General features: G+C 66.6%; 15 protein-coding genes. 7 read left to right on the forward strand and 8 right to left on the reverse strand.

Going from position 1 to position 25,639, the window contains the following annotated elements:
• Window positions 1-50 precede the first annotated feature (50 nt).
• The 4 genes from PG898_RS06155 to PG898_RS06170 all read left to right on the forward strand — a co-directional run bounded on the left by PG898_RS06155 (window position 51) and on the right by PG898_RS06170 (window position 5,048).
• On the forward strand, window positions 51-2,024 hold the full coding sequence (locus PG898_RS06155) for a siderophore amonabactin TonB-dependent receptor (protein WP_043132294.1): 1,974 nt from the start codon (window positions 51-53) through the stop codon (window positions 2,022-2,024).
• A 75-nt stretch (window positions 2,025-2,099) separates the two neighbouring features.
• A complete protein-coding gene (locus PG898_RS06160) occupies window positions 2,100-3,116 on the forward strand; it encodes an amonabactin ABC transporter permease subunit 2 (RefSeq protein ID WP_043132296.1) in 1,017 nt (338 codons plus the stop codon).
• A gap of 11 nt (window positions 3,117-3,127) precedes the next feature.
• Window positions 3,128-4,210, forward strand: coding sequence for an amonabactin ABC transporter permease subunit 1 (locus tag PG898_RS06165; RefSeq protein WP_043132298.1), 1,083 nt, complete (start codon window positions 3,128-3,130; stop codon window positions 4,208-4,210).
• 43 nt (window positions 4,211-4,253) lie between these two features.
• Window positions 4,254-5,048, forward strand: coding sequence for an amonabactin ABC transporter ATP-binding protein (locus PG898_RS06170; protein WP_041205522.1), 795 nt, complete (start codon window positions 4,254-4,256; stop codon window positions 5,046-5,048).
• A 75-nt stretch (window positions 5,049-5,123) separates the two neighbouring features.
• Here the strand turns inward: PG898_RS06170 and PG898_RS06175 are convergent, their stop codons facing one another.
• Window positions 5,124-5,849 (reverse strand): 4'-phosphopantetheinyl transferase family protein, encoded by a 726-nt coding sequence (locus tag PG898_RS06175; protein ID WP_043132308.1) that lies wholly within the window; start codon window positions 5,847-5,849, stop codon window positions 5,124-5,126.
• A 210-nt stretch (window positions 5,850-6,059) separates the two neighbouring features.
• Here PG898_RS06175 and PG898_RS06180 point away from each other — a divergent pair, with 210 nt between their 5' ends.
• Window positions 6,060-6,998: an ABC transporter substrate-binding protein gene (locus PG898_RS06180; protein WP_043132310.1), complete on the forward strand. Its 939-nt coding sequence runs from the start codon at window positions 6,060-6,062 to the stop codon at window positions 6,996-6,998.
• 83 nt (window positions 6,999-7,081) lie between these two features.
• On the opposite strand, the gene amoH is transcribed toward PG898_RS06180, so the two are convergent.
• From amoH to PG898_RS06215, 7 genes are read right to left on the reverse strand one after another with little or no spacing between them, the layout of a single operon-like run.
• Window positions 7,082-8,644 carry an amonabactin biosynthesis glycine adenylation protein AmoH gene (gene amoH, locus PG898_RS06185; RefSeq protein ID WP_042648507.1) on the reverse strand — a complete coding sequence of 521 codons (1,563 nt, stop codon included), beginning with the start codon at window positions 8,642-8,644 and terminating at the stop codon, window positions 7,082-7,084.
• Window positions 8,641-14,913, reverse strand: a complete 6,273-nt coding sequence (gene amoG, locus PG898_RS06190) for an amonabactin biosynthesis non-ribosomal peptide synthetase AmoG (protein ID WP_043132312.1) — start codon at window positions 14,911-14,913, stop codon at window positions 8,641-8,643. The genes amoH and amoG overlap by 4 nt, the downstream gene beginning before the upstream one ends.
• 14 nt (window positions 14,914-14,927) lie before the next feature.
• Entirely contained in the window at window positions 14,928-15,677 is a 750-nt protein-coding gene (amoA, locus tag PG898_RS06195; protein WP_043132314.1) for an amonabactin biosynthesis protein AmoA, read from the reverse strand.
• A 20-nt stretch (window positions 15,678-15,697) separates the two neighbouring features.
• Complete coding sequence (gene amoF / locus PG898_RS06200) at window positions 15,698-18,787, reverse strand: amonabactin biosynthesis non-ribosomal peptide synthetase AmoF (RefSeq protein ID WP_043132316.1); 3,090 nt, start codon at window positions 18,785-18,787, stop codon at window positions 15,698-15,700.
• Window positions 18,784-19,707 carry an amonabactin biosynthesis bifunctional protein AmoB gene (gene amoB, locus PG898_RS06205; RefSeq protein ID WP_043132319.1) on the reverse strand — a complete coding sequence of 308 codons (924 nt, stop codon included), beginning with the start codon at window positions 19,705-19,707 and terminating at the stop codon, window positions 18,784-18,786. Before amoB ends, amoF begins: the two co-directional genes overlap by 4 nt.
• 17 nt (window positions 19,708-19,724) lie before the next feature.
• On the reverse strand, window positions 19,725-21,389 hold the full coding sequence (amoE, locus tag PG898_RS06210) for an amonabactin biosynthesis (2,3-dihydroxybenzoyl)adenylate synthase AmoE (RefSeq protein WP_043132321.1): 1,665 nt from the start codon (window positions 21,387-21,389) through the stop codon (window positions 19,725-19,727).
• Entirely contained in the window at window positions 21,386-22,561 is a 1,176-nt protein-coding gene (locus tag PG898_RS06215; RefSeq protein ID WP_043132323.1) for an isochorismate synthase, read from the reverse strand. The genes amoE and PG898_RS06215 overlap by 4 nt, the downstream gene beginning before the upstream one ends.
• Window positions 22,562-22,883: 322 nt before the next feature.
• Here PG898_RS06215 and PG898_RS06220 point away from each other — a divergent pair, with 322 nt between their 5' ends.
• Together PG898_RS06220 and PG898_RS06225 are read left to right on the forward strand one after the other, a co-directional pair.
• Entirely contained in the window at window positions 22,884-23,435 is a 552-nt protein-coding gene (locus PG898_RS06220) for a lipoprotein (RefSeq protein ID WP_043132324.1), read from the forward strand.
• Window positions 23,436-23,570: 135 nt separating this feature from the next.
• Window positions 23,571-25,571, forward strand: coding sequence for a hypothetical protein (locus PG898_RS06225; protein WP_043132342.1), 2,001 nt, complete (start codon window positions 23,571-23,573; stop codon window positions 25,569-25,571).
• The last annotated feature ends 68 nt before the right edge of the window (window positions 25,572-25,639 follow it).

Raw genomic sequence — 25,639 nt, forward strand, 5'->3', positions numbered from 1 at the left:
GCCCACCGCGCCCTACCCCATAACCTCTGTTTATTCATGGAGTTTTGACAATGCAGTTGCAGCATGGCGTATTTCGTTTGAACCCGATTTTGCTCTCCCTCGGTCTGCTGGCCGTACCGGGCCTGGCCCAGGCAGAGTCGGTCAAGGCCAACGAGACCATGGTGGTCACCGCCACCCAGACCAAGCACACCGAGCTGTCCGCCCCGGCCAGCGTCTCGGTAGTGACCCGTGCCGATCTGGACAAGATGAACGTCAACAACATCGGCGATGCCCTCAAGCACGTGCCGGGCGTCAACATCGTCTCCACCAACCCCACCGGTCGCAACGAGATCAAGATCCGCGGCATGGGGGGTGACTACACCCTGCTGCTGATCAACGGCAAGCGGGTCAACGCCCGCGAGACCCTGGGCAGCGCCTACGGCAACGACTTCGACTTAAGCTCCATCCCCATGGCCGCCATCGAACGCATCGAGGTGATCCGTGGTCCCGTCTCCTCCCTGTACGGGGCCGATGCCCTGGGGGGCGTGGTCAACGTGATCCTGCGCCAGGCCAAGGAGAAAACGGAAGCCGCCGTCGGCTACACCCACAGCATGCCCACCGAGGGTGATGGCGGCGATGCCAACCAGGCCAGCGCCTATGTTTCCGGCGCCCTCATCGACAACAAGCTGCTGGGCAGCGTGGTGGTGGAAGGTTATCAGCGCGACAACTGGAAGAGCGATCAGTCCAACAACCCGGACGCCGATGCCCTGGAGAAGCGTGAAGTGGTCAACGTGCTGACCAGCCTGAAGTGGCTGGTGGCGGACAACCAGGACATCGACTTCGATCTGGGTTACAACCAGAACGACATGGACAGCTACTTCAACAACGTGCCCCGCGCCCCGACCGCACCGGCCACCCCCCACAACGTGCAGAACCTGGATCGCCTGAGCCTGGGGCTGACCCACAACGGCCGTTGGGAGCACTTCGACAGCCGCGCTCGTTACTACTTCGAGCAGATTGATCTGATGGATGACTCCCAGCTCAATGGCGGCGCCGCCGACATCACCCAGACCAACAACACGGTGGACGGTCAGATCAGCGGTTACCTGGGTGATCACCTGCTCACCTCAGGCGCCGAGCTGCGCAAGACCGAGCTGGAGCACAGCCGCAACATCGCCAATGGCAGCGTGGATGCGACCCAGAGCGCCGTCTACCTGCAAGACGAGTTCGGCTTCGGCGATCTGGCCCTGACCCTCTCCGGTCGTCTGGATCACCACGAGACCTATGGCACCGAGTTCAGCCCGCGCGCCTACGCCCTCTACACCCTGACCGACGAGTGGGTGATCAAGGGGGGCGCCGGCAAGGCGTTCAAGGCCCCGACCCTGGCCCAGTCCAGCGAAGGCTTCTCCACCACCGCCTGCCGCGGCGCCTGCCAGGTCATCGGCAACCCGAACCTGAAGCCGGAAACCGCCGTCAGCTACGAGCTGGGCACCGCCTACGAGGCCGCGCGCTTCGGCGCCGGGGTGACCGGCTTCCACAACGAGATCGAGGATCTGATCCAGAGCGATCAGTGGGGCCCGGGCTACCGTCCGACCGTCATGACCTACCTCAACGTCAAGGAGGCCCGTATCAAGGGTCTGGAGCTGACCGGCTGGGTCGACGTGCTGGACAACGTCAAGCTGACCGGCAACTTCACCCTGCTGGACTCCGAGGACAGGAGCACAGGGGATGATCTGGCCAAGACCCCGGATCACACCGGCAACCTCGGCCTGGACTGGCAGGCAAGCGAGCTCGTCAGCGCCAACCTGGCCTGGCAATATGTCGGCAGCCAGGTGATCAAGGTGCCGGCCCGCAACTCCCAGGCGTTCACCTCCAAGCACTACCAGACCCTGGACGTGAACACCAACTGGACCGTCACCCCGGCGCTGGACTTCAAGCTCGGCATCACCAACCTCACCAACACCAAGCGTGACGAGGTGGCCACCGACGCCGACTTCATCCTGGAAGGACGCACCGTCTACGCCGGTGTCGATTACAAGCTGTAAGCTCTCCCTGCGGGAGCCCCGAGATCGGGGCTCCCTTTTTGCGTTTCTACTGCCCCGTATCAAAGGAGTTGTTGCGTGCTCAGATACCAAGCACAGCTGTTCTGGCTCGGAGTGCTGCTCCTCTTGCTGCTGATTTCTCTGTCACTGGCCACAGGCGCCGGTGTCTATGGTGGCCGCGAGGTCGCCGGTTTCCTGATGGGCGATCCCGCCTTCCTGGCCGATGAAAAACTCGCCATGATAGTCAATACCCTGCGCCTGCCCCGCACTCTGGCGGCCCTGGTGGTGGGGGTCTGTCTCGCGCTCGCCGCCTCCATGCTGCAGAGCGCCACCCGCAACCCCCTGGCCGAGCCCGGCCTGCTTGGGGTCAACGCCGGCGCCGTGTTCGCCCTGGTGATAGGCCTGACCTGGTTTGGCGTCGAATCCGCCTACGGTTACCTGCTCTGGTCCGGCATGGGGGCCCTGCTTGGCAACCTCATCGTGCTCGGCCTCGGCCTCATGGTGGGGCGCTCCAACCCCCTCAAGCTCATCCTGGTGGGGGTCGCCCTCTCCGCCACCTTCGGCGGCCTCTCCAACTTCCTGCTGCTCTCCAACCGGGTGGTGCTGGAGCAGTTCCGCTTCTGGAACTTAGGGTCCCTTGCCGCCTCCAGCCTGGAGTCCGTGCTGACGGTCACCCCCTTCGCGCTGGCCGCCCTGCTGCTGACCCTGGCGCTCTGCCGCCAGCTCACCCTGATGCAGATGGGAGACAACCAGGCCCAGGCCCTCGGCATCCGGCCGACCCGGGTGCGCATCGGCGTGCTGCTGGCCGCCACCCTGTTCACCGCCTGCGCCATCGCCATCGCCGGGCCCATCGGCTTCGTCGGCTTCCTGGCCGCCTACTGCGCCCGCCTGGTGGAGCCGGTGCGCCTCGCCATCCAGGTGCGCTTCTCCGCTCTGTTCGGGGTGCTGTTCCTGCTCGGTGCCGACATACTGGCGCGCTGGCTGCTGCAGCCGTTCGAGCTGCCCAACGGCGTCATTCTGGCGCTGATCGGCGCCCCCGTGCTCATCCTGGTGGTGCGCAGCGGCGGCTTCCGCTCCCTGCTGGCCGTCAAATAAGGTGCCCTCCCATGAACAACCCCATGAATGACACCCTGACGGGCTCCCTGTCCGGGACCTCACTCCCCACCGGCACCCTGCTCTTGCGCCTCGGCCGCCGCACCCTGCTGCTGGAGCGCCGCGCCTGGCTCGTCACCCTGGCGCTGGTGCTCGCCCTCATCCTGCTCTCCCTGCTGGCCCTGACCCTGGGCTCAGGCAAGATCACCATGCCGGGGGTGATCCAGACACTGCTTGGAGAGGGGAGCCGGCTCGACCAGGTGACAGTGTTCAAGATCCGGCTGCCGCGCATCGTCGCCGTGCTGGTGGCCGGTGCCGCCATGGGCCTCTCCGGCTGCCTGGTGCAGACCCTGGTCCGCAACCGCCTCGCCACCCCGGACATGATAGGGGTCAACGAGGGGGCGTCCCTTGCCATCATCATCTTCTCCCTCTACCTGACCCTCGGCAGCTGGCCCTGGTGGGCCGCCCCCTTCGGCGCCCTGTTTGCCGCCGCCGTGCTCTATGCCCTGTGCAACAAGCCGGGGGAGCAGGGCTATCTGTTCGTGGTGATCGGCATCGGCGTCTCCGAGCTGATGAACGCCATCGGCCAGTTCGCCATGTCCACCCAGTCCCTGGTGCACCTCACCAGCCTTTATCTCTGGAACATGGGCAACTTCGTCGGCCAGGGCTACGGCACTGTGCTGCCGGTGGGGATACTCATCCTGCTGGTCTGCCCCTGGGTCATCTATCTCTCCCGCGCCCTCGGCGTGCTGCGTCTCGGCCCCGTCACCGCCAAAACCCTGGGGGTGAACGTGAACCGGGTGCAGCTCGGGGTGCTGGCCCAGGCGATCATAGTCGCGGCCCTTGGCACCGCCATCGGCGGCCCCGTGGTCTTCATCGCCATGGCGGCCCCCATACTCGCCTCCTGGCTCTCCCGGGATCGCATAGTACCGCTCTGGATTGCGGCCCTGTGCGGCGCCCTGATGCTGCTCGCCAGCGACACCCTGGTGCGGGTGCTGGCCAGCCCCCATGAGGTGGCCACCGGCATCATGACCCGCATTCTCGGCGGCCTGCTGCTGCTGTTCATCCTGATCAAAGACAGACAACGGGCGGACTGACCATGCCATTCATCCATTTCCAAGACAGACCGAGGGCCGCCTGATGACGCTCACCGTGAATCGACTCCATTTCGGCTATCAGCACAAGGCCATCTTCAAGGAGATCTCCCTCTCCATCCCCCAGGGCAAGCTGGTGGGCATCGTCGGCCCCAACGGGGGCGGCAAGTCCACCCTGCTCAAACTGCTGGCGGGCCAGGAGCAGCCCCAGTCCGGGGAGATACTGCTCAAGGGCAAGCCCCTGGGGAGCTATGGCATGAAGGCCCTGGCCCGGGAGCTGGCCTACCTGCCCCAGCGCCCCCTGGTGCCGCCCGGCATCCGGGTCGAGCAGCTGGTGCAATATGGCCGCCATCCCCATCAGGGCTGGTTCACCCAGTGGAGCGAGGAGGACGCCCGCATGGTGGGCTGGGCCAGGGAGCGGATGCAGCTCGATGCCATCTGGCAGCAGAGCGCCAGCTCCCTCTCCGGCGGCCAGGCCCAGCGGGTCTGGCTCGCCATGGTGCTGGCCCAGGATGCGGATCTCATCTTGCTGGACGAGCCCACCAGCGCCCTGGACATAGGCCACCAGACCGAGGTGATGGAGGCCATCCACAGGGTCGCCGCCGAGGGCAAGACGGTGCTCATCGTCATCCACGATCTCGCCACCGCCGCCCGCTACTGCGACGAGCTGATTGCCCTGGGGGATGGCGGCATCCAGGCCATGGGCCCGGCCCGGGAGGTGGTGACCAAGTCCCTCATCGATCGGCTCTACCAGACAGACGTGGACATACTGCACGCCCCCGGCGACGGTGCCCCCGTCATAGTGCCCCGCAGGCGCGTCGACCATGCGCAGTCGGCCTGAGCCGGATAGCAAGAAACCGCCTGATGGCGGTTTCTTTGTCTGGGCAGTGCCGTGCCGCGAGAGCCCGGGCGCCGCTCACAGCAGCAGGCTGGTGAGCACGCCCCCCGCCAGCGGCTGCCAGTGCAGGGTACAGCGCCAGCCGGCCGGCAGGGTCGGCGTCAGCGGGACCTTCAGCTCCAGGGTGAGGCTCTGGGCCGTCATCCCCAGCCAGCGGGCATCGAGAAAGTCGAAGTAGCGCCCCACCCTGGGATGGAGCGCCTTGAACAGGCTCTCCTTGGCGGAAAACACCAGGGTCAGCCCTCTGGCCCTGTCCAGCCCGAGCGCGCGGGCTCCGGCCTCCAGTCGTCCCCACTCATCCTCATCGACGATGCCGGGCCAGAGCTGACTCCCCTGCTCCGGCCCCAGCCAGGCCTCCAGATCCAGCCCCATTCCCCCCTGTGCGGGGCGTACCCCGCACAGCGCCACCCCCTGCCCCGCCAGCTGGCTGTGGCTGATGCTCCCCTCCATTCCCAAAGGCCAGAGGGGCTCGCGGGCGCTCCCGATGGCCACCCCATTCCCCGCAAGGCCAAAGGGGCGCAGGGCCTCGCGGGCCGCGAGGCGCCCCGCCAGAAACTCCCCCAGCCGCTTGGGGGCCGCATGCTGCAGGCTGGCGGGCAGCGCCATGCCGTGGGCCGCGAAGCAGGCGGGGGTAAAGGCAGCGGCATCGAAACAGATGCGATGCAGGGTCAAGGGGGGCGTACCCGGCAGCAGCAGGCGATCCCGTTGCAAAAGGAAGGAGGTGAGAGGGGATAAGGGGGGCATCTGAGCTCCTCGCAATGGCGCCTCATGGTAACAAAATCCCCAGGGCAGACACCACAAATACAAATGACAATGTTTCTCACTTGCGCTTCTGTGGTAGCATGTCCCCGCCCATTTGGACCCCGGTTTTAGGCTGACTGGCAGGCACACCCCACAGGGGCCGCCCTGCATGGGCCAAGAGTACCGCCGATTTCACCCATTAAGGATGTAACCATGAAGATCTTCTCCCCCCTGGCCGCCGCGCTCATGCTGGCCAGCCTGGTCGGCTTTCAGGCCCAGGCAGGCAGCCGCCAGGTGCTCGATGCCAACGGCCAGTCCCAGACCGTCCCCGATGCGCCCCGGCGGGTCGTGGTGCTGAGCGAGCTCGATCTCGACAGCGCCCTGACCCTGGGGGTGCAACCGGTCGGCACAGTCAACGGTCGCGGCCAGTCCACCCTGCCCCGCTATTTGCTGGACAAGGCGGGCAAGGAGATCCAGGTGGTCGGGGATCTGGACAACCCCAATCTGGAGAAGCTGATAGACCTCGAACCGGATCTCATTCTCACCGGCCAGACCAAGCCCGAACTCCTGGCCCTGCTCAAGGAGATAGCCCCCACCGTCGTCACCGGCAACTGGGGCGAGCCCTGGAAAACCGTGTTCAACCGCAGCGCCAATGTGATGAACAAGGAGGCCGAGGCCAAGGCCTTCCTCGCCCGGTATGACGCCCGCCTGGCAGAGGCCCGCAGCAAGCTCGCCAAGCACCAGGGGGAGCAGGTGAGCATAGTGCGCTGGAACCCCAAGGGGCCTAGCTACATGCATGGCGGCACCTTCGCCAGCAGCGTGGTCACCGAGATGGGGCTGGCTCGCCCGGCCCACCAGATCGGCGACAAGAGCCCCCACTCCCCGGCCCTGAGTCTCGAATCCCTCAACCTGCTGGACGGTGGCTGGCTGGTGGTCGGCACCCTCAGCACCAGCGGCGATGCGGTGGATGCCATGAAGCAGGCCGAGCAGACCCCGGCCTTCCAGCAGCTTGGCGCCATCAAGGGCAAGCGCTTCGGCGCCGTGGACGGATCGCTGTGGACCTCCACCGGCGGCCCCCAGGCGGCCCTCAAGGTGATCGACGACGTCGAGCAGCTGCTCACCAAGCCGGACGCGGCCCCCATCGCGCACTGATCCCCATCTCGGTTGACTGCCAACAAGAAGCCCGCATCATGCGGGCTTCTTTGTTTATCAACGCTTGCGAGCAACGGGCAATGCTACTCCGGCAGGGGCAGCGCCTTTCTGTCCAGTTTGCCGCTGCCGGTCTTGGGCAGGGCATCCAGCAGGATGAGCCGCGCCGGCACCATGTAGTGCGGCAGCGTCGCCTGCAGCCCCTTGCGCAGGGCGAGGCGATTGAGGGTCACCCCGCTTTTCACCTCCACGTAGCCCACCAGCATGGCCTCGTCCCCCTCACCCACCAGACGCACCGCTGCCTCCTGCACCCCTGCCTGGCGGCGCAGTCCCGCCTCCACCTCGCCGAGCTCGATGCGAAAGCCCCGCAGCTTGACCTGATCATCGCGCCGCCCCAGATAGAGGAAGCGGTCCGCCCCCAGCCGGCGCACCCGATCGCCGGTGCGATAGAGGCGATGGGTGGCAAGGCGCAGGAAGGCGGCGCTGGTCAAGGCCGGCTTGCGCCAGTACCCCTCGCACAGGGCCGGGCTCTCGATGCAGAGCTCGCCGCACTCCCCCTCCGCCACCGGCAGCCCCGCCTCGTCCAGCACCCAGTGCCGATAGCCGGGCAGGCTGTGGCTGATGGTGATCTGGCCCCCAGCCGGTGGCCAGCGCACCTCGCTCACCAGGGACCAGACGGTGGCCTCGGTGGGCCCGTAGCAGTTCCACAGCCGCCGGGTGCGGGCACAGAGCTGCTCGGCCAGACCTGGGTCCAGCGCCTCGCCGCCGCACAGGGCGGTGAGGGTATTGCGTCCCTGCCAGCCGGCCTTGAGCAGCATGCGCCAGCAGGCCGGGGTGGCCTGCAGCCAGTTGATGGAGGGGTCGCCCTCGAGCAGCGCCAGCATCCCCAGCGGATCCTTGTTGTGCTCGCCGCCGGCCACCGTCAACCGGCCCCCGCCCCAGAGCGGCCCCAGCATCTCCAGCAGGGAGATGTCGAAGGCCGGGGTGGTGATGAAGAGCCAGTGGCAGCCAGGTGAAAGCCCGAGCCGATCGCGGATCCCGTCGAGGAAGCAGAGCAGGGCCCGCCGGCTGATGACCACCCCCTTGGGCTCGCCGGTGGAGCCCGAGGTGAACATCATGTAGGCAGCCAGGGCGTCGTCCACCCTGGGCCAGGAGAGAGCCCCGCCGGGGGCCGGCCCCTTGAGGGGACGCAGGGGGCAACCGAAGTCCGGGGTCCCCGCCTCCTCATCGCAGATCACCGCCGAGAGCCTGGCCTGGCGGGCTATCCCCTGCAGCCGCTCCAGGGGAAAGTCCGGCTCCAGCGGCACGAAGCAGAGGCCGAGCCGCAGGCAGGCCAGCAGGCTGGCCACCAGATCCGGGCTGCGGGAGAGATAGAGGCCGACCCGCTCTCCCACCGCCAGCCCCTGCAGGCGGGCGGCAATCTGGCCGACCCTTGCATTGAGGGCGCCGTAGCTGAGCCACTGCCCTGCGGTTGCACCGTCACGGATCTCTGCCATTTCCACACTCATGCCCACGCCCATACGGATGGCGGGGGCCAGCGGGGTGGCGGCCAGACATGCCGCCAGCCGCGCGCCCAGGTTGGCCGCCCCCTCACGGGGGGCAAGCCGGGTTTGCACGAGCGAAGCCTCATGCTTGATGGTCACCGTCATAGTGCGGCCTCCGTTTGGCGCACCAGCCAATGCCGATAGAGCCGGCTGGGTGATGGGTGGGCCTTGAGCGTCTGCAGGGTGAGCGACGCCCGATCCTGGCCAAACGCCTCGTTGAGGGCCGCCAGCAGGGCGAGCTGCTGCACCGAATCCACCCCGAGTTCACACAGGGTCTGCTGCCAGATGCCGGGCACGCCGCACAGGCGCTCCCACAGGGCCACCAGCCTGCGGGCCTCGGCCGGCGGCTGAGCCAGGCCAGGTTCATCAGCCTTGGTGGCGGCCACTTGCGCCCTCACTGGGAACGGCGCGGCCGCCGCCACTCTGGCCGGCTGGCTCAGATCCGCCTGCGCCAGCCAGTCGAGCTCGGCCAGCCAGTCAGCCAGCACCGCCTCGGCCCGGGCCTCGGGGATCTGCTCGCCGTCGAATTCGAGGCGCAGCTGGAGCGTCTCGCCCCGGCTGCTGACCACCAAGGAGAGCGGCAGCTCCACCTTCTCCACCACGGTGCCAAAGCGCGGCACCAGCTGATGGGGTTCGGGGGCGACAGGGGCCGCCGGCATAGGGTAGTTCTCGAACACGAACAGACTCTGGAACAGACGCGCCCGGCCTTTGGTCAGTGCCGCCAGCGACTGGGTGTCGTGCTCATTGAGCGCCATCAGGTCGGTCTGCAACTGGGCGATATGCTCGGCCAGGGTCAGCTCGGTGCGCCAGGCCAGCGCCAACGGCAGGCTGTTGATGTAGAGCCCGACGCTCGCGGTGATCCCCTCGATGGGGTAATCCCGGCCCGGGGTCACGTTGCCCACCAGGGTGACGGCATCGCCAGAGCGGCGTGCCAGCAGACGGTGCCAGGCATATTGGGCCAACAGGCCCGCAGTCACGCCAAGGTCGCGGGCACGGCTCGCGAGCAAGGTTGCCACCTCGGCCGGCAGCGCCGTGGCGCACACCGCCGGTCGCAGCTGGGTATGGCGCCCGCTTGAGCTAGCGTCCAGCGTCACCCCGAACAGGCAGGCGAGATCGTTAGGCGTTGCCAAGAGCTCGCCCCGCCCCTGCCAGTAGGTCTCGGCGCTGCGGGCTTGGCTCACGATATGGCGGCCAAATTCGAGCCAGGCGGTATCCGGTTCGCCCTGCGGCAACAGGCCGTTCATCAGCGCCTGATAGCCGCGATGCAGGGAACCCAGCAACACGGGACCGCTCCAGCCATCCAGCACGCTGTGATGGGCGCTGAAGATCACCTTGTGGTGATCGGGGGCCAATTTGAAGCAGGCAAGGCGCAGCAGGGGCGCCTGCTCGAGCGGGATCGGGCGGGCCAGATCCTGCTGGCGATAGGCCTGGACCCGTGTCTCTGCATTTTCCACTTCAGACAAGTCCTCATAGTGGAATGGCAACTCGGCGTGCTTGAGGATGCGCTGCAGCGCCACCCCATCCGCCAGCACCAGTTCGCTGCGAAGGGCCGGCCAAAGGGCGATCTGCCCCTGCCAGGCCTGACGGTAGACCGCCACGTCCAGCGGCTGGTGATAGTCGATCTCGGTCTGCAGGTGATAGGCGTGATCCCGGGGCGCCAGCGCCCTGTGATGGAACATGCTCTGCTGAAGCGATGTCATGGGCAGCAGGGTCTCCACCTCGCGCCCGTTCAGCACCCGATCGAGCGCGGCTTGCGAGAGGCCAAGCCCCGGGAAGTCGCTCGGGGTATGGCGCGGAGCCTTCACCGTGCAGCAGTGCTCCACCAGCGCCGTCAGGTTGTCCGCCAGCCGTGCCATCAGGGCGTCGCTCCCTTGCTGGTTGAGGGCGCCCACCTGACGCAGGGTGAGGCGGCCATCAAACACGCCCCCGTGCAGGCTGACCAGCTCCCGCGGCAGGTTGTCAGGGGACGTGGGTGCCCCCGGCGCCAGCGGCAGGGGCTGCCAGGCTTGACTTGCAACGCCCTGATGGCTGACCCCCAGGTAGTTGAAGACGACAAGGGCCTGGGGCAGTTCTTGCCCGCGGGGATGGTGCAACCTCAGGGCGTTGAAGCCCACCCCCTTGTCCGGCACGGCGCGCAGCTGCTCCTTGGTGGCGCAGACCAGCGCATCCCACTCCTTGGCATCCGCCAGCGCCAGCGGGTATGTGCTGGTGAACCAGCCGAGGGTACGGCTCACGTCGAGTTCCGCATCGATGGCCTCACGGCCGTGTCCTTCCAGCATCACGCAGTGACGGCTGCCGTAACCCTGCTCGCTCAGGGTATGGGTCAGCGCCGCCAGCAGCAGGTCGGGCACCCGGGTGAAGTAGGCCTGGTTGGCGATGTCGATGAGACGGGCCGTGGTCTCCTGACTCAGTTGCAGCAGGCTGGCGGCGGCGCGGCCATCGGCGGCGCGTCGCTCCTCCAGCAAGCCTGGCTTGCTGGCCTCCCCCTGAGCAAGCCAGAAGCCAAGCTGATCCTCTTCCCGTTTGGCGTAGGCCGCGAGCCCCTCGCCCCACTGGCGATAGCTGCTGCCCTTGGCGGGCAGCGGCTCGCCCCTGCTCACCCGTGCCAGATCTTCGGCCAGAATGCGCCAGGAGACCGCATCGATCACCAGGTGATGGAAGGCGAGGAAGAGCCCCTCCACCGTCTCGCCCTCGCCCTCCCGCACACCCTCGAGAGAGAGATTGCGCAGGCGGGCCCAGGCCAGGGTATGGCCGCTGGCAGGATCCAGATCTCCCTGCAGCTCGGTCAGGCGGGCCTGCAGCTCGGCCTCATCGAGGCTGCCGGCATCCAGGGTCGGCAGCGGCGGCAATGGCAGTTCGGCCAGATAGCGCTGGCCGGTCGGGGTCACCGCCAGGCGCAGGGCATCGTGGTGCTGGCGCAGGGTATCCAGCCAGCCGCGCAGGGCCTCATCGTCCACCCCGGCCGGCAGGCGCAGGATCACCCCCTGGTTCCAGTGGCCGGACTTGGCAAAGCCCTGCTCGAAGAACCAGTGCTGAATGGGGTGGAGCGGAAACTCGCCGGTCAGGCTGCCCTGCTCGCTCCTGTGGCTGACGGCCTGCTGCTGGCCGAGCTGGCGGCAGAGGCGGCGCACCGTCTTGGCTTCGAACACGTCCTTCACGCTGCAGTGCAGCCCCGCATCCCGCAGCCGGGTGGTGAGCTGGATGCTGAGGATGGAGTCACCTCCTAAGCGGAAGAAGTCATCCTCCACCCCGAGCGGTTGCTTGAGCACCCCTTGCCAGATGGCAAGCACGGTCTGCTCCAGTTCGTTTTGCGGCTCGCCCTTGCTCTGCTGCCAGACGATGGCGGGCAGGCGGCGCAAGTCCAGCTTGCCGTTGGGGGTGAGCGGCATCTCGGGCAGCCAGCAGAGGCGCGCCGGCACCATGTATTCGGGCAGGCACTCGCCGGCCCGCTGCAGCAGGGCGTCGCCGTCGGGCTCCCTTGCCCCGGCCTGCAAACAGGCGTAAGCGAGCAGACGACCCTCCTGCACTACTACCTTGATCTGGCGGATGACCGGGCACAATTCGGCGAGCCGGGTCTCTATCTCCCCCGGCTCGATACGATAGCCGCGCAGCTTGATCTGCTCGTCTATCCGGCCCAGATACTGGATGCTGCCATCGCGGCGCAGCAGGGCCCGATCACCGGTGCGATAGAGACGATGGGTACGTTCCGCCAGCGCCAGCTCGATAAAGGCCTCCTGGGTGCGCTCCGGCAGATTGAGGTAACCGCGGGCCAGCCCCAGCCCTGCCAGGCAGAGCTCGCCGGGCACCCCCACCGGGCAGAGATTGCCCGCCTCGTCCAGGATCAACGCCTTCAGGTGGTTGACCGGTCGACCTATGGTGATGGGCGCCCCCGGGGTGAGCCGCGCGCAGAGCGCGGTGACGGTGCACTCGGTCGGGCCGTACATGTTGAACAGCGCCACCCGCTCCCCCCAGCGATCCACCAGGCTGCTCGGGCACGCCTCGCCACCAAAGCCGATGGCCTTGAGGGAACCGAGTTCCGCCGGTGGTAGCAGGTTGGCGAGCAAGGCGGTCGGCAAAATCATATGGCTGGCACCGCAAGCGATCGCGGCACTGATCACCCCCTCGCCCGGCTCGCCGAAGTGCAGGGCCGCGCCGCAGTACAGGGGCAGCAAGCTGGTCATGTTGCCCGCATCAAACGAGAGGGACATGCAGTTGAACATGACGCCATTCTGATCAAGGGCGATGCGATCGCCGTGATCCGCCATCAGGTTGACCAGGCTGCCCTGCTCCACCATGACCCCCTTGGGCAGGCCGGTGCTGCCGGAGGTGTAGATGATCTGGGCCAGCATGGCGGCGTCCCGAGGCAGTACGGGCGTGCTGATTGGCATCTTGTCCAGCGCCAGCTGGTGCAGGTTGTGATACTGGGCAGTCGTGCCCGCCAGCGCCTCGCCAAGCCGCGGGTCCGGCACGCCGCCCAGCACCAGGCTGATGGATGCATCGCCGAGGATATGGGCCAGCCGCTCGGCGGGATAGGCAGGGTCGAGGGGCACATAAGCCGCCCCCGCCTTCCAGCAGGCGAGCAGGGCAACCACGAAGGCGACATCGCGTCTCGCCTGGATGCCGATGGCGGCGCCCGGGGTGACGCCGCAAGCCAGCAACCAGTGGGCCAGCCGGTTGGCACGCACCTCCAGCTCGCCATAGGTCAACGATTGCGCGCCGTCGCTCACCGCCAGCGCGTCCGGCAACTGAATAGAGCGCCGCTCGATATGACAGAGCAGGGTGTCACGGCTCGGGTAGTCCGGCGGCAGATCGGCAAGCTGTGCGGCCATCGCCGCCTGGTCGGTGCCCGCCTCCAGCGGCAACTGCCAGATGTCGGTCTCGGGGGCAGCCACCACGGCGCGCATCAGGTGCAGCAGGCGATCGGCAAGAGCCTGAATGGTCTCTCGCTCGAACAATGCGGTGGCAAACAGCCAGTCCACCCTGACGGAGTCCATCAGCTCGGTCACCTTGACCGAGATGTCGGTCTTGGCCGGCAACACAGGCGAGGTCTCCTCCACCAGCTGGCAGCCGGGGATTAGATCGTTGAAGTCCACCTTGGCCTGATAGACCAGCATGATCTGGAAGATGGGGTTGATGGCGGTGGTGCGATCGGCGCCGATGGCCTCGGCCAGCGCCTCGAAACGGTAGAGCTGGTGATCGAAGGCCGCCAGATCCTCCTCCCGGCACTGCTGCAGATAGTCGACGAAGCTGGGCTTGCCGCTGAGTTGAGTGCGCAGCACCAGCGTATTGACAAAAAAGCCCACCAGCGACTCGATCTCGTGGCGCTCGCGATAGGCGAGCGGGGTGCCGATCACCACCTCCTTCTCGCCGCTCTGGCGCACCATCAGCAGGGCAAACAGGGCGTGCAGACCGATGAAGTTGGAGGTGCTGTGGCGCTGACACAGGCGCTTGAAGCTCTCCCACAGCGCGTTGTCGATGGTGGAGAAGACCAGCTCGCCGCCGCTGTCCTGATGGGCCGGGCGCGGCTTGTCGAGCGGCAGACCGTGTATCTCGGGGCTGCCACCGAGCCGGTCGACCCAGAACGGCTTGAACTCGGCGTGATAATCGAAAAAACGCGGTGAGTTGAACCAGCGGGCATAGTCGATGTAGGTGAGGGGCAGTTCGCTCACCTGCAGGGGCTCGCGGTTCTGGTGCGCAAGAAAGGCGCGCTTGAGATCCGCGAACATGTTCTTGACCGACCAGCCGTCGGAGATGATGTGGTGCTGGGTGATCAGCAGCACGTGCTCGCGGTTGCCCAGCCGGATCAGATGCACCCGGCTGAGACCCCCCTGGGTCAGGGAGAAGGGGCGGCCAATCTCCTCGCGCACCCGGCGGGCTACATAGGCCTCGCGCTCGGCAGCGGGCTCTGCGCTCACGTCCTCAATCTGCAACGTGAAGGGCGCGTGGGGCAGGATCTCCTGTGCTCCCCTGCCCGCCTCGTCCTTGATGAAGCGGGTGCGCATGCTGGGGTGGCGGGCAAACAGGTGGTCGAAGGCAAACTCCAGCGCCGCCGTGTCCAGCTCGCCGCTCACCCTGAAGTAGACCGGCATGTTGTAGAGGTGGGAGGCCTCCTCGTACTGCTCGATAAACCAGAGCCCGCTCTGGGAGGACGAGAGCGGCCCCAGCAAGGCGCCCTCGGCGACGATAGGGGCCTCGAAGGCGGCACGGGCCGCCAGGCAGCGCACCAGCTCATCCTTGTGGGCCTTGATGGTGGCGCCGATGGCCGGCGTCACCGCCTCCTTGCTCGACTGGGAGATAAGCTGGCCCTTGTCGTTCAGCGCCAGCTTGACGCCCTGCCGTTCCAGCTGTTTCAACAGCAAAATCATATTGTTCATCTGTTTCTCAAGCCTCAGGCACTCAGGGTGGCGCCGCCGTCGACGACCAGATCCTGCAGCGTGATGTGGCTGGCCAGATCCGAGGCCAGGAAGAGGACGGTATGGGCGATCTCCGCCGGGGTGGCGACCTTGCGCAGGGGGATGCCGAGCTTGAACTGCTCCGGCAACCCGGCAATGGTGCGGGCCATGGCCTCCTCGCTTGGCAGCATGCCGCGCAACATGGGGGTATCCGTCGAGCCCGGCGACACCAGGTTGGCACGCACACCGAAGGGGGCCAGCTCCAGTCCCACCGTCTGGGTCAGGCTGGTCACCGCCGCCTTGGAGGCGCAGTAGGCCGCCATCTGCATGCGCGGCACATGGGCGGCGTTGGAGCCGATGGTGACGATGGCACCGCGCCGCTGCCCCTTGAAGTGGGGCACCAGGGCCCGCAGCAGATAGAAGACACCGCTGGCGTTGACCGTCATGCAGTCGTGCCAGTCGTCATCGCTCAGGGCGTCGGTAGGACCGAGGCGCAGCACTCCGGCCCCGTTCACCAGCACATCGAGCCCGCCGTCCACCAGCAGCGCTGCGCAGCAGGCGTTGACCGCCTTCGAGTCGCCGATATCGAGCAGCCGGGTGGCATAGGGGTAGTCTGCTTCGGGAAACGCCAGATCCAGCCCCACCACACAGGCGCCGGCTGCCACGAACTGCGTTGCCACCTCGCGGCCGATGCCGCGCCCGGCTCCGGTCACCCAGACCCGCTTGCCAGTGAAATCAAAGGCCATTGCTTGTTGTTCCTTGCTCATCACCACACCATCTCCACGCTCTCTTCGTCCTCGGCAAGCAGACCGTCGAGGAAACGGCAGAAGTCGTCGAGGCGAGGGTGATCGAACACGTCGGAGACCTTGACCTGCACCCCGAACTCGGCGCCGAGCCGGTTGACGATCTGGATGGTCTGCAGGGACTGGCCCCCCAGTTCGAAGAAGTTGTCGGCGGGCGCCATGGTGGCGAGCCCCAGGATCTGCTGCCAGATGGCGCCGACCCGGTTCTCGGTCTCGCTGCCCAGGGTCAGGGCTTCGCCGCCCGCCTGGTAGGCGGCCAGCAGGGCCTTGCGATCCAGCTTGTTGGAACCGGTGCGGGGCAACTGGTCATAGTGGCGATAGTCGGTGGGGATCATGGCGGCAGGCAGCACCTTGGCCAGCTGCGCCTTGATGACCCGGCTGTCGCGCTCCGATCCCGCCACGAAGGCCACCAGTCGGCGCACGCTGCCGATGCTCACCCCCTGCACGCAGGCCTCATCCACCCCCGGCAGGGCCAGCAGCTGGGCTTCCACCTCGCCGGGCTGGATGCGATAGCCGCTTATCTTGAATTCGTTGTCGCGCCGGCCGAGGTAGATCAGCCGGCCAGCCACCAGGCGCACGCGATCGCCGGTGCGATAGACGGGCAGCTCCTCCCCACCTATCCGCAGGGTGCCAAAGCTCCCTTGCACGCCCCCCACATAGCCATTGGCCAGCTGCGGGCCGAGCAGCACCAGCTCCCCCTCGCTGGCGGGTTGCTCCCCCGCCCCCAGAATGAGCGCCTGCATGCCGGGCAGCGGCAGGCCGATGGGCAGCTGGGTCTGGCTGGGGTCCTCCTGCTGCAGCTCCTGGGTGGTCACCACCACTGTGGTCTCGGTGGGGCCGTAGGTGTTGAACAGGCGCACATCGGAGCGGCCCTGGTGCTGCCACTGGGCCAGCTGCTCGGGGTAGACCGCCTCGCCGCCGATGATGACGGTGGCCAGATTGGCAGGAATGTAGGCCTGGCCCGCCGTCAGCGCCACCACCCACTCGTTCCAGAACGCGGTGGGCAGATCGAGGTGGGTGATCCCCATCTGCTCCACCCCGGCCGCAAAGGCGGGCATGGATTCGAGCAGGGCGTCGGTGCGCAGCACCAGGGTGGCACCGGCGCTCAGGGTGGCGAACACCTCCTCGATGCTGGCGTCGAAGTTGAAGGGGGCGAATTGCAGCATCCGCGCGCCCTCGCCCAGGTGGTAGCGGCAGCGGGCGGCGGCGGCGAAGTGATCCAGCGCGCCGTGGCTCACCGCCACCCCTTTGGGCAAACCGGTCGAGCCCGAGGTAAACATCAGGTAGGCGACGGCGCGGCCGGCAGCCGGCTGGTTGAGCCGATCAATGCTCACCAGATCTCCCGCCAGGAGCGTGCGCCCCTCAAACAGGCTGGCCAGCTTGTGGCGGTACTCGGCCTGAGTGATCAGGGTCTTGATCTCCCCCAGCCGCAGAATATGGCCTTGGCGCTCCAGCGGCTGCTCTGGATCGAGCGGCACGTAGACGGCGCCGGCCAGCAGCACCGCCAGCTGGGCGAAGATGGCCTGGGGGGTGCGGGCCAGCATGACCCCCACCTTGTCGCCGGGGGCGACGCCTGCGGCCTGCAGGGCGGCCGCCATCTGTTCGGATCTGGCCAGCAGCGCCTCGTAGCTGAAGCGGACCTCTCCCTGCTCCAGCGCTATCTTGTCCGGGGTCTGGGCGGCGAAGTGGCAGAGCGCCTCCAGCACCGGCCGCGCCTTGATCACTTCCTGGGCGGGGCCGGCGATCAGGGCTATGGCTCGCTGCTCGGCCAGCCAGTCGGCCTTGAGCGCCCCCAGGGTCTGGGCGGGCTCGGCCAGCCAGCGTTCCAGCAGGGCAAACAGGGTATCGGCGATGGCCGCCAGCTCCCCCTGCTGGTAGCAGCCCGGGTTGGCGTCCAGATCCAGTCTGGGCTGGCCATCGACGCCAACCTGCACCTCGATAGTGAGATCCTCCACCGGGCCGGCGCTGATGTTGAGAATATGGGCACTGAGGGGGCCAAACCGGCGGGCGTGATCGAAGGGCATGATGTTGACCAGCGGGCCGAACAGGCGCTTGTCTCCTCCCACCAGGCCAAGGTCGCGGCGCAGCAGCTCGTAGCGGTAGTGCTGGTGTTTGCGCACCCCGCGCTTGGCCTTGGCCACGGCGCCGGCAGCCCCCGCCAGATCCAGCCCCTCTTCGAGCTCCAGAGCAAGGGGGGTGATGTTCATCTGCATGCAGGGCACGGTCAGCGACGCCGAGCCGATGCGGTTCATCATCATCAGGCCGAGCAGGGTCTGGCCCTGGCCGCTTGCCAAGGAGAGCTGAGCAGAGAGGCCGGCCAGCAGCAGATCGGGCCAGCCCAGCTTGTGCTCGTCGGCAAAGCCGGTCAGGGATTGCCAGAGCGCCGCCGGCAGCGGGCGGCTCTCGCGGATAAATTCGGCCGCGATGGGGGCACGGGTCTCGCCAAAGGATTTCACCTCGGGCCAGCCTTGCAGCTGCTCCTGCCAGAAGGCGCGGGCGGTGGCGTTCTTGCCGCTCTGCTCGCGGCTCGCCTCTTCCGCCAGCACCTCCGCCAACGAGCCGAAGGGGGATGGGGAGCCCATCTCACCGGCCAGTCCCTCTGCATACAGCTCGGCGATGCGTTGGAACAGCAAGGTGGTGCCAAAGCCGTCGAGGGCGATGTGGTGCACGCAGCTGTAGAGATAATCGCGGCCGGGGCCGCGCAGCAGGGCGAAACGGCAGGGCGCCTCTTGGGTCAGCTCGAACGGGCGGCGCAGATCGGCCCAGGCCCAGGCACGGGCGGCGGCCTCGTCATCACTCGCAAGGTTCACCTCGCCATAGGCGAGCTGTGCCTCGTCCGAGACGAAGCAAACTGCCTCCCCATCCTGCTCGAAGTGGCCCTTGAGCGCCTCGCACTCCCCCACCGCCTTGGCAAGGGCCGCGGCCAGCACGGCCGCCTCGATCTTGCCGTCGAAGGCGATGCACTCGGCGGTGTTGAACATCGCCTTGTCGTCATTGAGCAGATGACCGGACCAGAGCCCCTGCTGGGGGATGGTCAAGGGGAAGCGGTTCATGGGGTCACCTCCAGCGCCTGGGCTGCCAGCCTGGCCTCGATGAGGCGCCACCAGCCATTGAGGGTCGGCAGCTTGGCGAGATCCACGAAGCCGAGCTCCACCCCGGCGGAGCGCCACTCGGTGAGCAGGGCCATGATCCGCACCGAATCCAGACCGTAGTCGATGAGGTTCTCGTCGGGATCAAACGCCCCTTCGTCCTCGTCGATATGGCTCAGCAGCCGTGCCTTGAGCCCCTCATACGTCAGCAACGGATTGGTCAGGAGCGGATTGGGCTGGGCGGCAGAAGCAGAAGCCGGGGCGAGGGCCAGCACCTCCTCGCAGGGGATCACCTTGCCGCAGCGGGTCGCCACGTAGTCGAGCGCCATCTGGTGGTCGGCCTGGGAGAAGTCCGCCACCCCGTCCGCCAGGAAGAAGGGCTGGATGTCTCGCATGAAGGCGTCGCAGGCGGTCATCATGCAGCCGATATGGCCGTAGATGCCACCGATGATCAGCTGATCCCGCCCCAGCTCTTTGAGCATCTGTTCCAGCTCGGAGCGCTGGAAGGCACTGTAGCGCCACTTGACCAGCACGGTGTCGTCACGCTCCGGGCGCAGCGCTGCCACCACCTGCTGCTGCTCGGGCCGCTTGTTGAGCCCCGGGCCCCACATGTCGTTGAGCAGGGCGCGATCTTCAGGGGATTGATCCTTGGGCTGGGCGGTGTAGAAGACCGGAATGCCGAGGGCCTTGCACTGCTTGCGCACGGCGGCCAGGCGCTCGGTGAGGGCCGCGATCAGCGGGCTGTTTTCGCCATAGAAGGCGGTGAAGTACTCCTGCATGTCGTGGATCAGCAGGGCGGCGCGTTTGGGTTCCAGAGACCAGTTGACCTTGTTGGCCTTCCACTGGCTGGGCATGGCGTAATTGTTCAGGGTTGGGATAGCCATAACGTCATGATTCCTTACTAGTTTTTATGCTGTAGAGGCTGGTTGGCGGCGATGGCGTGCGCAATGCGCGCCCGCAGCCCCTGCTTGTCAATCTTGCCCACCGCCGTCATGGGCAGGGCGTCCAGGGTTTCGAAACGGTCGGGCAGCTTGAAGTCCGCCACCCCGCGCTCACGCAGAAACTTGCGCAAGGCCAGCGGCTTCAAGGCGGGATCCGTGCTGACAATGAAGGCGCAGCTCTTCTCCCCCATGGCGCTGTCGGGCATGGAGACCAGGGCCGCATGGGTGATGGCCGGGTGGTGCAGCAGCTGGTTTTCCACCTCTTCCGCCGCGATCTTCTCGCCGCCCCGGTTGATCTGATCCTTCTGCCGCCCCACCACGGTGAGGTAACCATCGGCATCCTGTACCACCAGGTCGCCGGAGCAGTAGAAACCCTCGGCATCGAACACCCGGGCGTTGTGGGCCGGGCTCTGGTAGTAACCGCGGAAGGTATAGGGGCCGCGGGTGTGCAGGGCGCCAGGCTGGCCGGGAGCGACCGGATTGCCCGCCTCATCGAGGATGCGCACCTCGTCATCCGGGCTCATGGGGCGGCCCTGGGTGTGAATGACCTTCTCGTCGGGGTCGTCCAGCCGGGTGTAGTTGACCAACCCCTCCGCCATGCCGAACACCTGCTGCAGCCGGCAGCCGAGCAGCGGCCCAATCTTGCTGGCCACCGCCTCCCCCAGCTTGGCGCCGCCCACTTGCAGCAAGTCGAGGCTCTCGAGCTGAGTGCGCGCAGTGGGATCCGCTTCCGCGGCCTGCAGCCAGAGCGAGACCGCCGGCGGCACCAGCGAGGTGAGATTGATCCGGTGGCGGGCAATCAGCGGAAAACAGCTAATGGGGCTGGGATCGGGGGCGAGCACCACGGTGCCGCCCGCTTCGAACACCCCCAGGGCGCCAGGGGAGCTCAGGGGGAAGTTGTGGGGCGCCGGCAGGGCGCACAGATAGCGGGTGTGAGTCCCCAATTCACAGATTTCATTGCTGCGGCGCACGCTGTACAGGTAATCGTCATGGGTGCGGGGGATGAGCTTGGGGGTGCCGGTGCTGCCGCCGGAGAGCTGGAAGAAGGCCACCTCGTTCGCCGGGGTCGGGCCACATTTCACCGGCTCACTCTCAGCCACCTTCGCCAGCCAGTGGGTCAGCCCCAGCTCCCCCCCATCGCCCTCCAGCAGCACCAGCTCGGCGCCGATGGTTGTCAGCAGCTCGCTCTCGCGACCCTTGCTCGCAAACAGCGGATGGGCCAGCGAGCAGATAAAGAGGCGCGGTGTGATCTGCTCGGCATAAGAGAGGAGCTCCAGCCGGTTGTGGCTAAAGAGCGCGTTGACCGGCGCGATGCCAGCCTTGAGCAGGGCGAAGAACACCAGATAAAACTCGGCCACGTTGGGGAGCTGCACCAGCGCGGTATCCCCCACCCCCAGGCCGTGGCGGGCCAGATTCGCGGCCAGCCGGCTCGAGGCGGCGTCCAGTTCGCCATAGCTGAAGCGGCGCTCGCCGCAGAGGATCGCCTCGACGTCGGGGGCCAGCTCGCACTGGCGCGCCAGCATGGCAGTCAGCGGCTCGCCGCGCCAATAGCCCTTGGCGCGGTAGCGCTGGGCCAAGGCATCAGGCCAGCGGGTATAGGGCAGGAAGCGGTTGGACTGCGTCATTGCGCCACCTCCGGACTCAGGCCCAGGGCTTTGAGCATGGTGCCCAGCTTGGTGCCGGTCTCGGCCCACTCCATGGCGGGATCCGAGCCCGCGACGATGCCGGCGCCGGCGAACAGCTCGACCTGATGGCCATCGAGCACCCCGCAGCGGATCACCACGGCCCACTCGCCGTTGCCCTGGCTGTCGCACCAGCCGACGATGCCGCTGAACAGGGCGCGCCGGAAGGGCTCCTGCTCGCGAATGAACTGGCGCGCCAGATCGGTGGGATAGCCGCACAGGGCCGGGGTGGGATGAAGCTGGCAGGCCAAGGAGAGTACAGATGCCTCGCCGCCATTGAGCCGCCCGGCGATGGGGGTGCCCAGATGCCAGAGGGTATCCGTGCTCATCAGCGAGGGATGAGCGGGGATCGCCAGCTCGCGGCAGTGGGGCGTCAGCACCCGGCGGATCTCGTCGATCACCAGACGGTGCTCATGCTGATCCTTGCGAGAGGCCAACAGATCCTGGGCTACCATTTCATCTTGCGCCGGCTCGCTCGCCCGTCTGGCGGATCCCGCCAGCGGATGGGTGAACACCTCTCCCCCGCTGACCCGCAGCAGCAGCTCGGGGCTGGCACCAAGCAGGCGGCGGCCCTGACCGAGCGGCAGGGAGAAGTGGAAGGCGTGGGGATTCTGAGCCATCAAACGGGCCATCACCCGCTTAGGGTCGGCGGGCTGGTGCAGGGTAAGGGTGAGCTTGCGCGACAGCACCACCTTGGCGAGCTTGCCTTGGGCAAACGCATCCAGCGCAGCACTCACCGAGGCCTGGAATTCGCTGGCCGGCGGGGTGCTCTGCACCGAGATGACCCGGTTGGCCTCGACAGCCGGCTCTGCCGCCGGCGCCAACGGGACGGGACGATCGCCCCGCTTATAGCGGCCGGGCACATAGAGACAGGAGGCTTCCGCCGGGTCGAAGGCGAAGGCACCGATAAGCAGGGGGTTGGTCTGGCCGGCAACCCTGGCGGCATCGAGGGCCAGGGTTATCTGCTGCGCCAGCAGGGGCCACTCGCAGGCGGGGGTGGTGATGGGTTGCCCCAGGTCAGTCGCACTGATCGTGCCCTGACCCGAGGTAAACAAGAAATCAGGCGACATCTTCGCCTCGGCAGGTGCGCCATTTTCCATTACTCGAGTCTTCACGTTACACCCTCAAAGAAGATTCAAAATGATAATGATTATCAGTTTGACTTTGTGCGGCGGTAAAATACTCGCTTTGAAATCACGGGGTCAATGGGATTTTGAATCGATAAAACAGGAGCTTGTCTGTGGGTATTGCGGGGACAGCGGCACGGCGGGCCTGTTGGCGCAGGGGATGACAACGCTACTCGAATGAACACGGATTGCCATCCCCATATGGGGGATGCGACAGAAACGGGGTCAGCCCGCCCCCACTGGCGGCCGACCCGCTTTGCCCCTAAGATGGCGCCATGCGTTGTTGCCACCCATTTGATGGAACCTTCCCATGTTAAAGCACCTGCTTCTGCTCCCCTTCGCCCTGCTGCTGGCGGCCTGCTCTCTCACCCAGTACAGCGTCAGCGAGGGGGAGATAAACCAGTACCTCAAGGAGCGAGTCGCCTTCGAGAAACAGCTGGGGATCCCCGGCATCATGTCGAGCAAGATCCGCCTCGATGACATGCAAAGCCGCATCGGCCGCAGCCAGACCGACCGGGTCGAGCTGGATGCCGCCGGCGATCTGGAAGTGGCCAGCCCCCTTGGCAGCCAGCAGATGAAGGTGCGCCTCTCCCTGAGCGCTCGTCCGGACTATGTGGCGGAGCAGGGCGCCATCTACCTGCGAGACCTCAAGCTCATCTCGGTCAAGACCGAGCCGGCCGACGTGGGAGCCGCCCTCACACCGCTGCTGCCCACCTTCAACCAGTCCCTCTCCCTCTTCCTCTCCCAGACCCCCGTCTATCGGCTCGACGGCAGTCGCAAGAACGAGGCCAGGATCAAGGAGAAGGTCGAGGCCCTCAAGGTAGAGCCGGGTCGCCTGGTGATCCCCTTCAAGCTGATGTGACGCCTGCCGCCGCGCCCTCCTTAAGGGCGCGGTTTTTTCTTCTCAAGACACCCCCTTTGCCCCATAATGCACACCATTCTCATTTAGATTCATGAGAAGCGTCATAATAAAATCAAACATATGGGTAAAAAGGACATGAGAAAGACCGTACTGGTGCAGGCGATCGCCTGTGCATTGCTCAGCAGCGCCGCGCACGCTGCCGTCAAGGTGGAAGACAAGACCTTCAACACCGCCGCCAACATGCTGGCCTATACCGAATTCGAACTCTCCGGCGAGCCGCTGGCCGAAGCCCTAGGGCTGGATCTGGATGTGCTGGACGCCAACCGCGCCGATGAGCCGACCCCCTTCGACTTCGCCGCCGGCATCGAATCCTATGAATACTCCGAAGAGGCCATGTACGCGCTGAACTACCAGTCCGGCATGGGCCCCCATCTGGTGAACGGACCACAAAACCAGGCGCGCGGTGGCACCCTGGCCGACTTGGGCAAGCGGGTGCTGGCCATGGCCGAGGCCGTCGGCTTCCCGGCCGATGAAATTCCTCAGGGCATGTATCCCCTCTCCCTGCCCTACGCCTCCGCCAACCCGGAGTTCGCGCAAGCCGTGAACGCCACCCCGGTCAACGGCGACCAGATCACCATCAAGACCGCCAAGGGCAACGAGAAGAGCGTCAAGACCCAGGTCCCCGCCTACTTCCGCGACTATGCCACCCTGCGCTGGAGCGGCAGTGACAACCTGCTGGTCCCCGCAGCCGTGGGCGGCATCCTGCTCAAGGAGGTGATGTGGTCCCAGGACTTCCTGGGCGGCATGCACGTGGCCGAGAGCGATGAAGAGGTGGAAGCCGCGTCCGCCACCATGGATCAGGACGGCAAGCACAAGCTGGGCGTCTCTGCCGCCGACGGCTTCAACGGCATGATGCTGACCGAGCAGTCCATCGACAAGCTGGCCATCCTGCAGGGCCAGATCGGCTTCGATGGCAAGCAGCTGGGCGCCAAGATCCCCCCCCAGTACGATCCGGCCAAGGGTGTGGTCTATTTCCCCCATCAGGTGAAGGTGACCGAGACCGGCAAGAATGACGCAGGTGCCATCGGCAAGCTGGAGGTGGTGGACGGCTCCGCCCAGTTGCGTGACGCCTGGATGCTGCTGTGGCCGCTCTCCGAGTTCTACGCCTTCACCGATCAGCGCGGCGCCAACACCAACCAGAACCCGGCCTTCCACGCCGTGTTTGACGGCGCCCCGTTCGCCGCCGCCCCGGCCGCCAACCAGACCAACGATCTAGGCAAGGCGGTGGCGGGCAGCGATGCCTTCTCCCTGGCGCTGAATCTCTCCAACTTGACCTTCAAGAACCTGGCGGCCCTGCACTTCGAGCCCAAGGCCGGCACCCTGGTCGACAGCTGGCAAGCAGGCAAGCAGGGCAAGCACGTCACCACCTTCGACGCCGCCTACGCCCTGGTCGCCCTGCAGATCTTCCAGCGCGCCCAGGATGCGCTGCCGGTGGGCTACGCCGCCGGTGACAATGGCGAGCTGAACCTCAAGACTCAGCAAGGTCAACAGGCGCTGGAGCTGGTGCGCAAGCAGGCTGACTTCATCCTCGGCAAGCTGGTGGGCACGAACGGCCTGGTCCATGACGGTCTGACCCTGGGTGGCAAGCTTGACGCCGGCCAGTCCATCGACGCGCAGTTTGCCGCCATCCGCGGCCTGACCGCCGCCTTCCTGGCCACCTCGGATGCCAAGTACCGCACTGCGGCGCGCGAGCTCTTCATCGCCACCGACAAGGCTTACTTCAATGCCAAGGCGGGTACCTGGCTCGCGGCCAAGCAGGGTGAATACACCCCCTGGACCCAGGCCGCCATCTCCGGCGCACTGCGCTCCGCCATGCTGAACCTGCGCAACGAAGGGGCCGAGAAGGCACCCGAGCTGGAGCTGGCCAAGCTGACCGGTCAGTACGTCAGCTGGTTCCGTGGCACCGTCAACGGCGGCATGCAGATGGCCGAGTGGGTCGGCGACTCCGGCGAGAACGTCATCGACGGCGCCGGTGGTGACACCGACGAAGATGGCGTGCCGCAAGTGACCGCCGCCGGCGGCAAGCACGGCACCGCCATGGTGATGGCCGCCAAGGCCCTGATCACCGAAAAATAATCAGCCGCCCGGCTGAACAGACAAAGGGAGCCATATCGGCTCCCTTTTTACTTGTGACGTCTGACGTT

The sequence above is a fragment of the Aeromonas sp. QDB31 genome (assembly GCF_027707605.1).
Taxonomy (GTDB): Bacteria; Pseudomonadota; Gammaproteobacteria; order Enterobacterales; family Aeromonadaceae; genus Aeromonas; species Aeromonas media.

Excerpts from the sequence above, each read along its gene's own strand:
- amoF (WP_043132316.1), bottom strand. The coding sequence starts at position 18,787 with ATGAACCGCTTCCCCTTGACCATCCCCCAGCAGGGGCTCTGGTCCGGT.
- amoA (WP_043132314.1), bottom strand. The coding sequence starts at position 15,677 with ATGGCCTTTGATTTCACTGGCAAGCGGGTCTGGGTGACCGGAGCCGGG.
- PG898_RS06175 (WP_043132308.1), bottom strand. The coding sequence starts at position 5,849 with ATGCCCCCCTTATCCCCTCTCACCTCCTTCCTTTTGCAACGGGATCGC.
- PG898_RS06170 (WP_041205522.1), top strand. The coding sequence starts at position 4,254 with ATGACGCTCACCGTGAATCGACTCCATTTCGGCTATCAGCACAAGGCC.
- PG898_RS06220 (WP_043132324.1), top strand. The coding sequence starts at position 22,884 with ATGTTAAAGCACCTGCTTCTGCTCCCCTTCGCCCTGCTGCTGGCGGCC.
- amoG (WP_043132312.1), bottom strand. The coding sequence starts at position 14,913 with ATGAACAATATGATTTTGCTGTTGAAACAGCTGGAACGGCAGGGCGTC.
- PG898_RS06165 (WP_043132298.1), top strand. The coding sequence starts at position 3,128 with ATGAACAACCCCATGAATGACACCCTGACGGGCTCCCTGTCCGGGACC.
- amoB (WP_043132319.1), bottom strand. The coding sequence starts at position 19,707 with ATGGCTATCCCAACCCTGAACAATTACGCCATGCCCAGCCAGTGGAAG.
- PG898_RS06225 (WP_043132342.1), top strand. The coding sequence starts at position 23,571 with ATGAGAAAGACCGTACTGGTGCAGGCGATCGCCTGTGCATTGCTCAGC.
- PG898_RS06180 (WP_043132310.1), top strand. The coding sequence starts at position 6,060 with ATGAAGATCTTCTCCCCCCTGGCCGCCGCGCTCATGCTGGCCAGCCTG.
- amoE (WP_043132321.1), bottom strand. The coding sequence starts at position 21,389 with ATGACGCAGTCCAACCGCTTCCTGCCCTATACCCGCTGGCCTGATGCC.
- amoH (WP_042648507.1), bottom strand. The coding sequence starts at position 8,644 with ATGACGGTGACCATCAAGCATGAGGCTTCGCTCGTGCAAACCCGGCTT.
- PG898_RS06155 (WP_043132294.1), top strand. The coding sequence starts at position 51 with ATGCAGTTGCAGCATGGCGTATTTCGTTTGAACCCGATTTTGCTCTCC.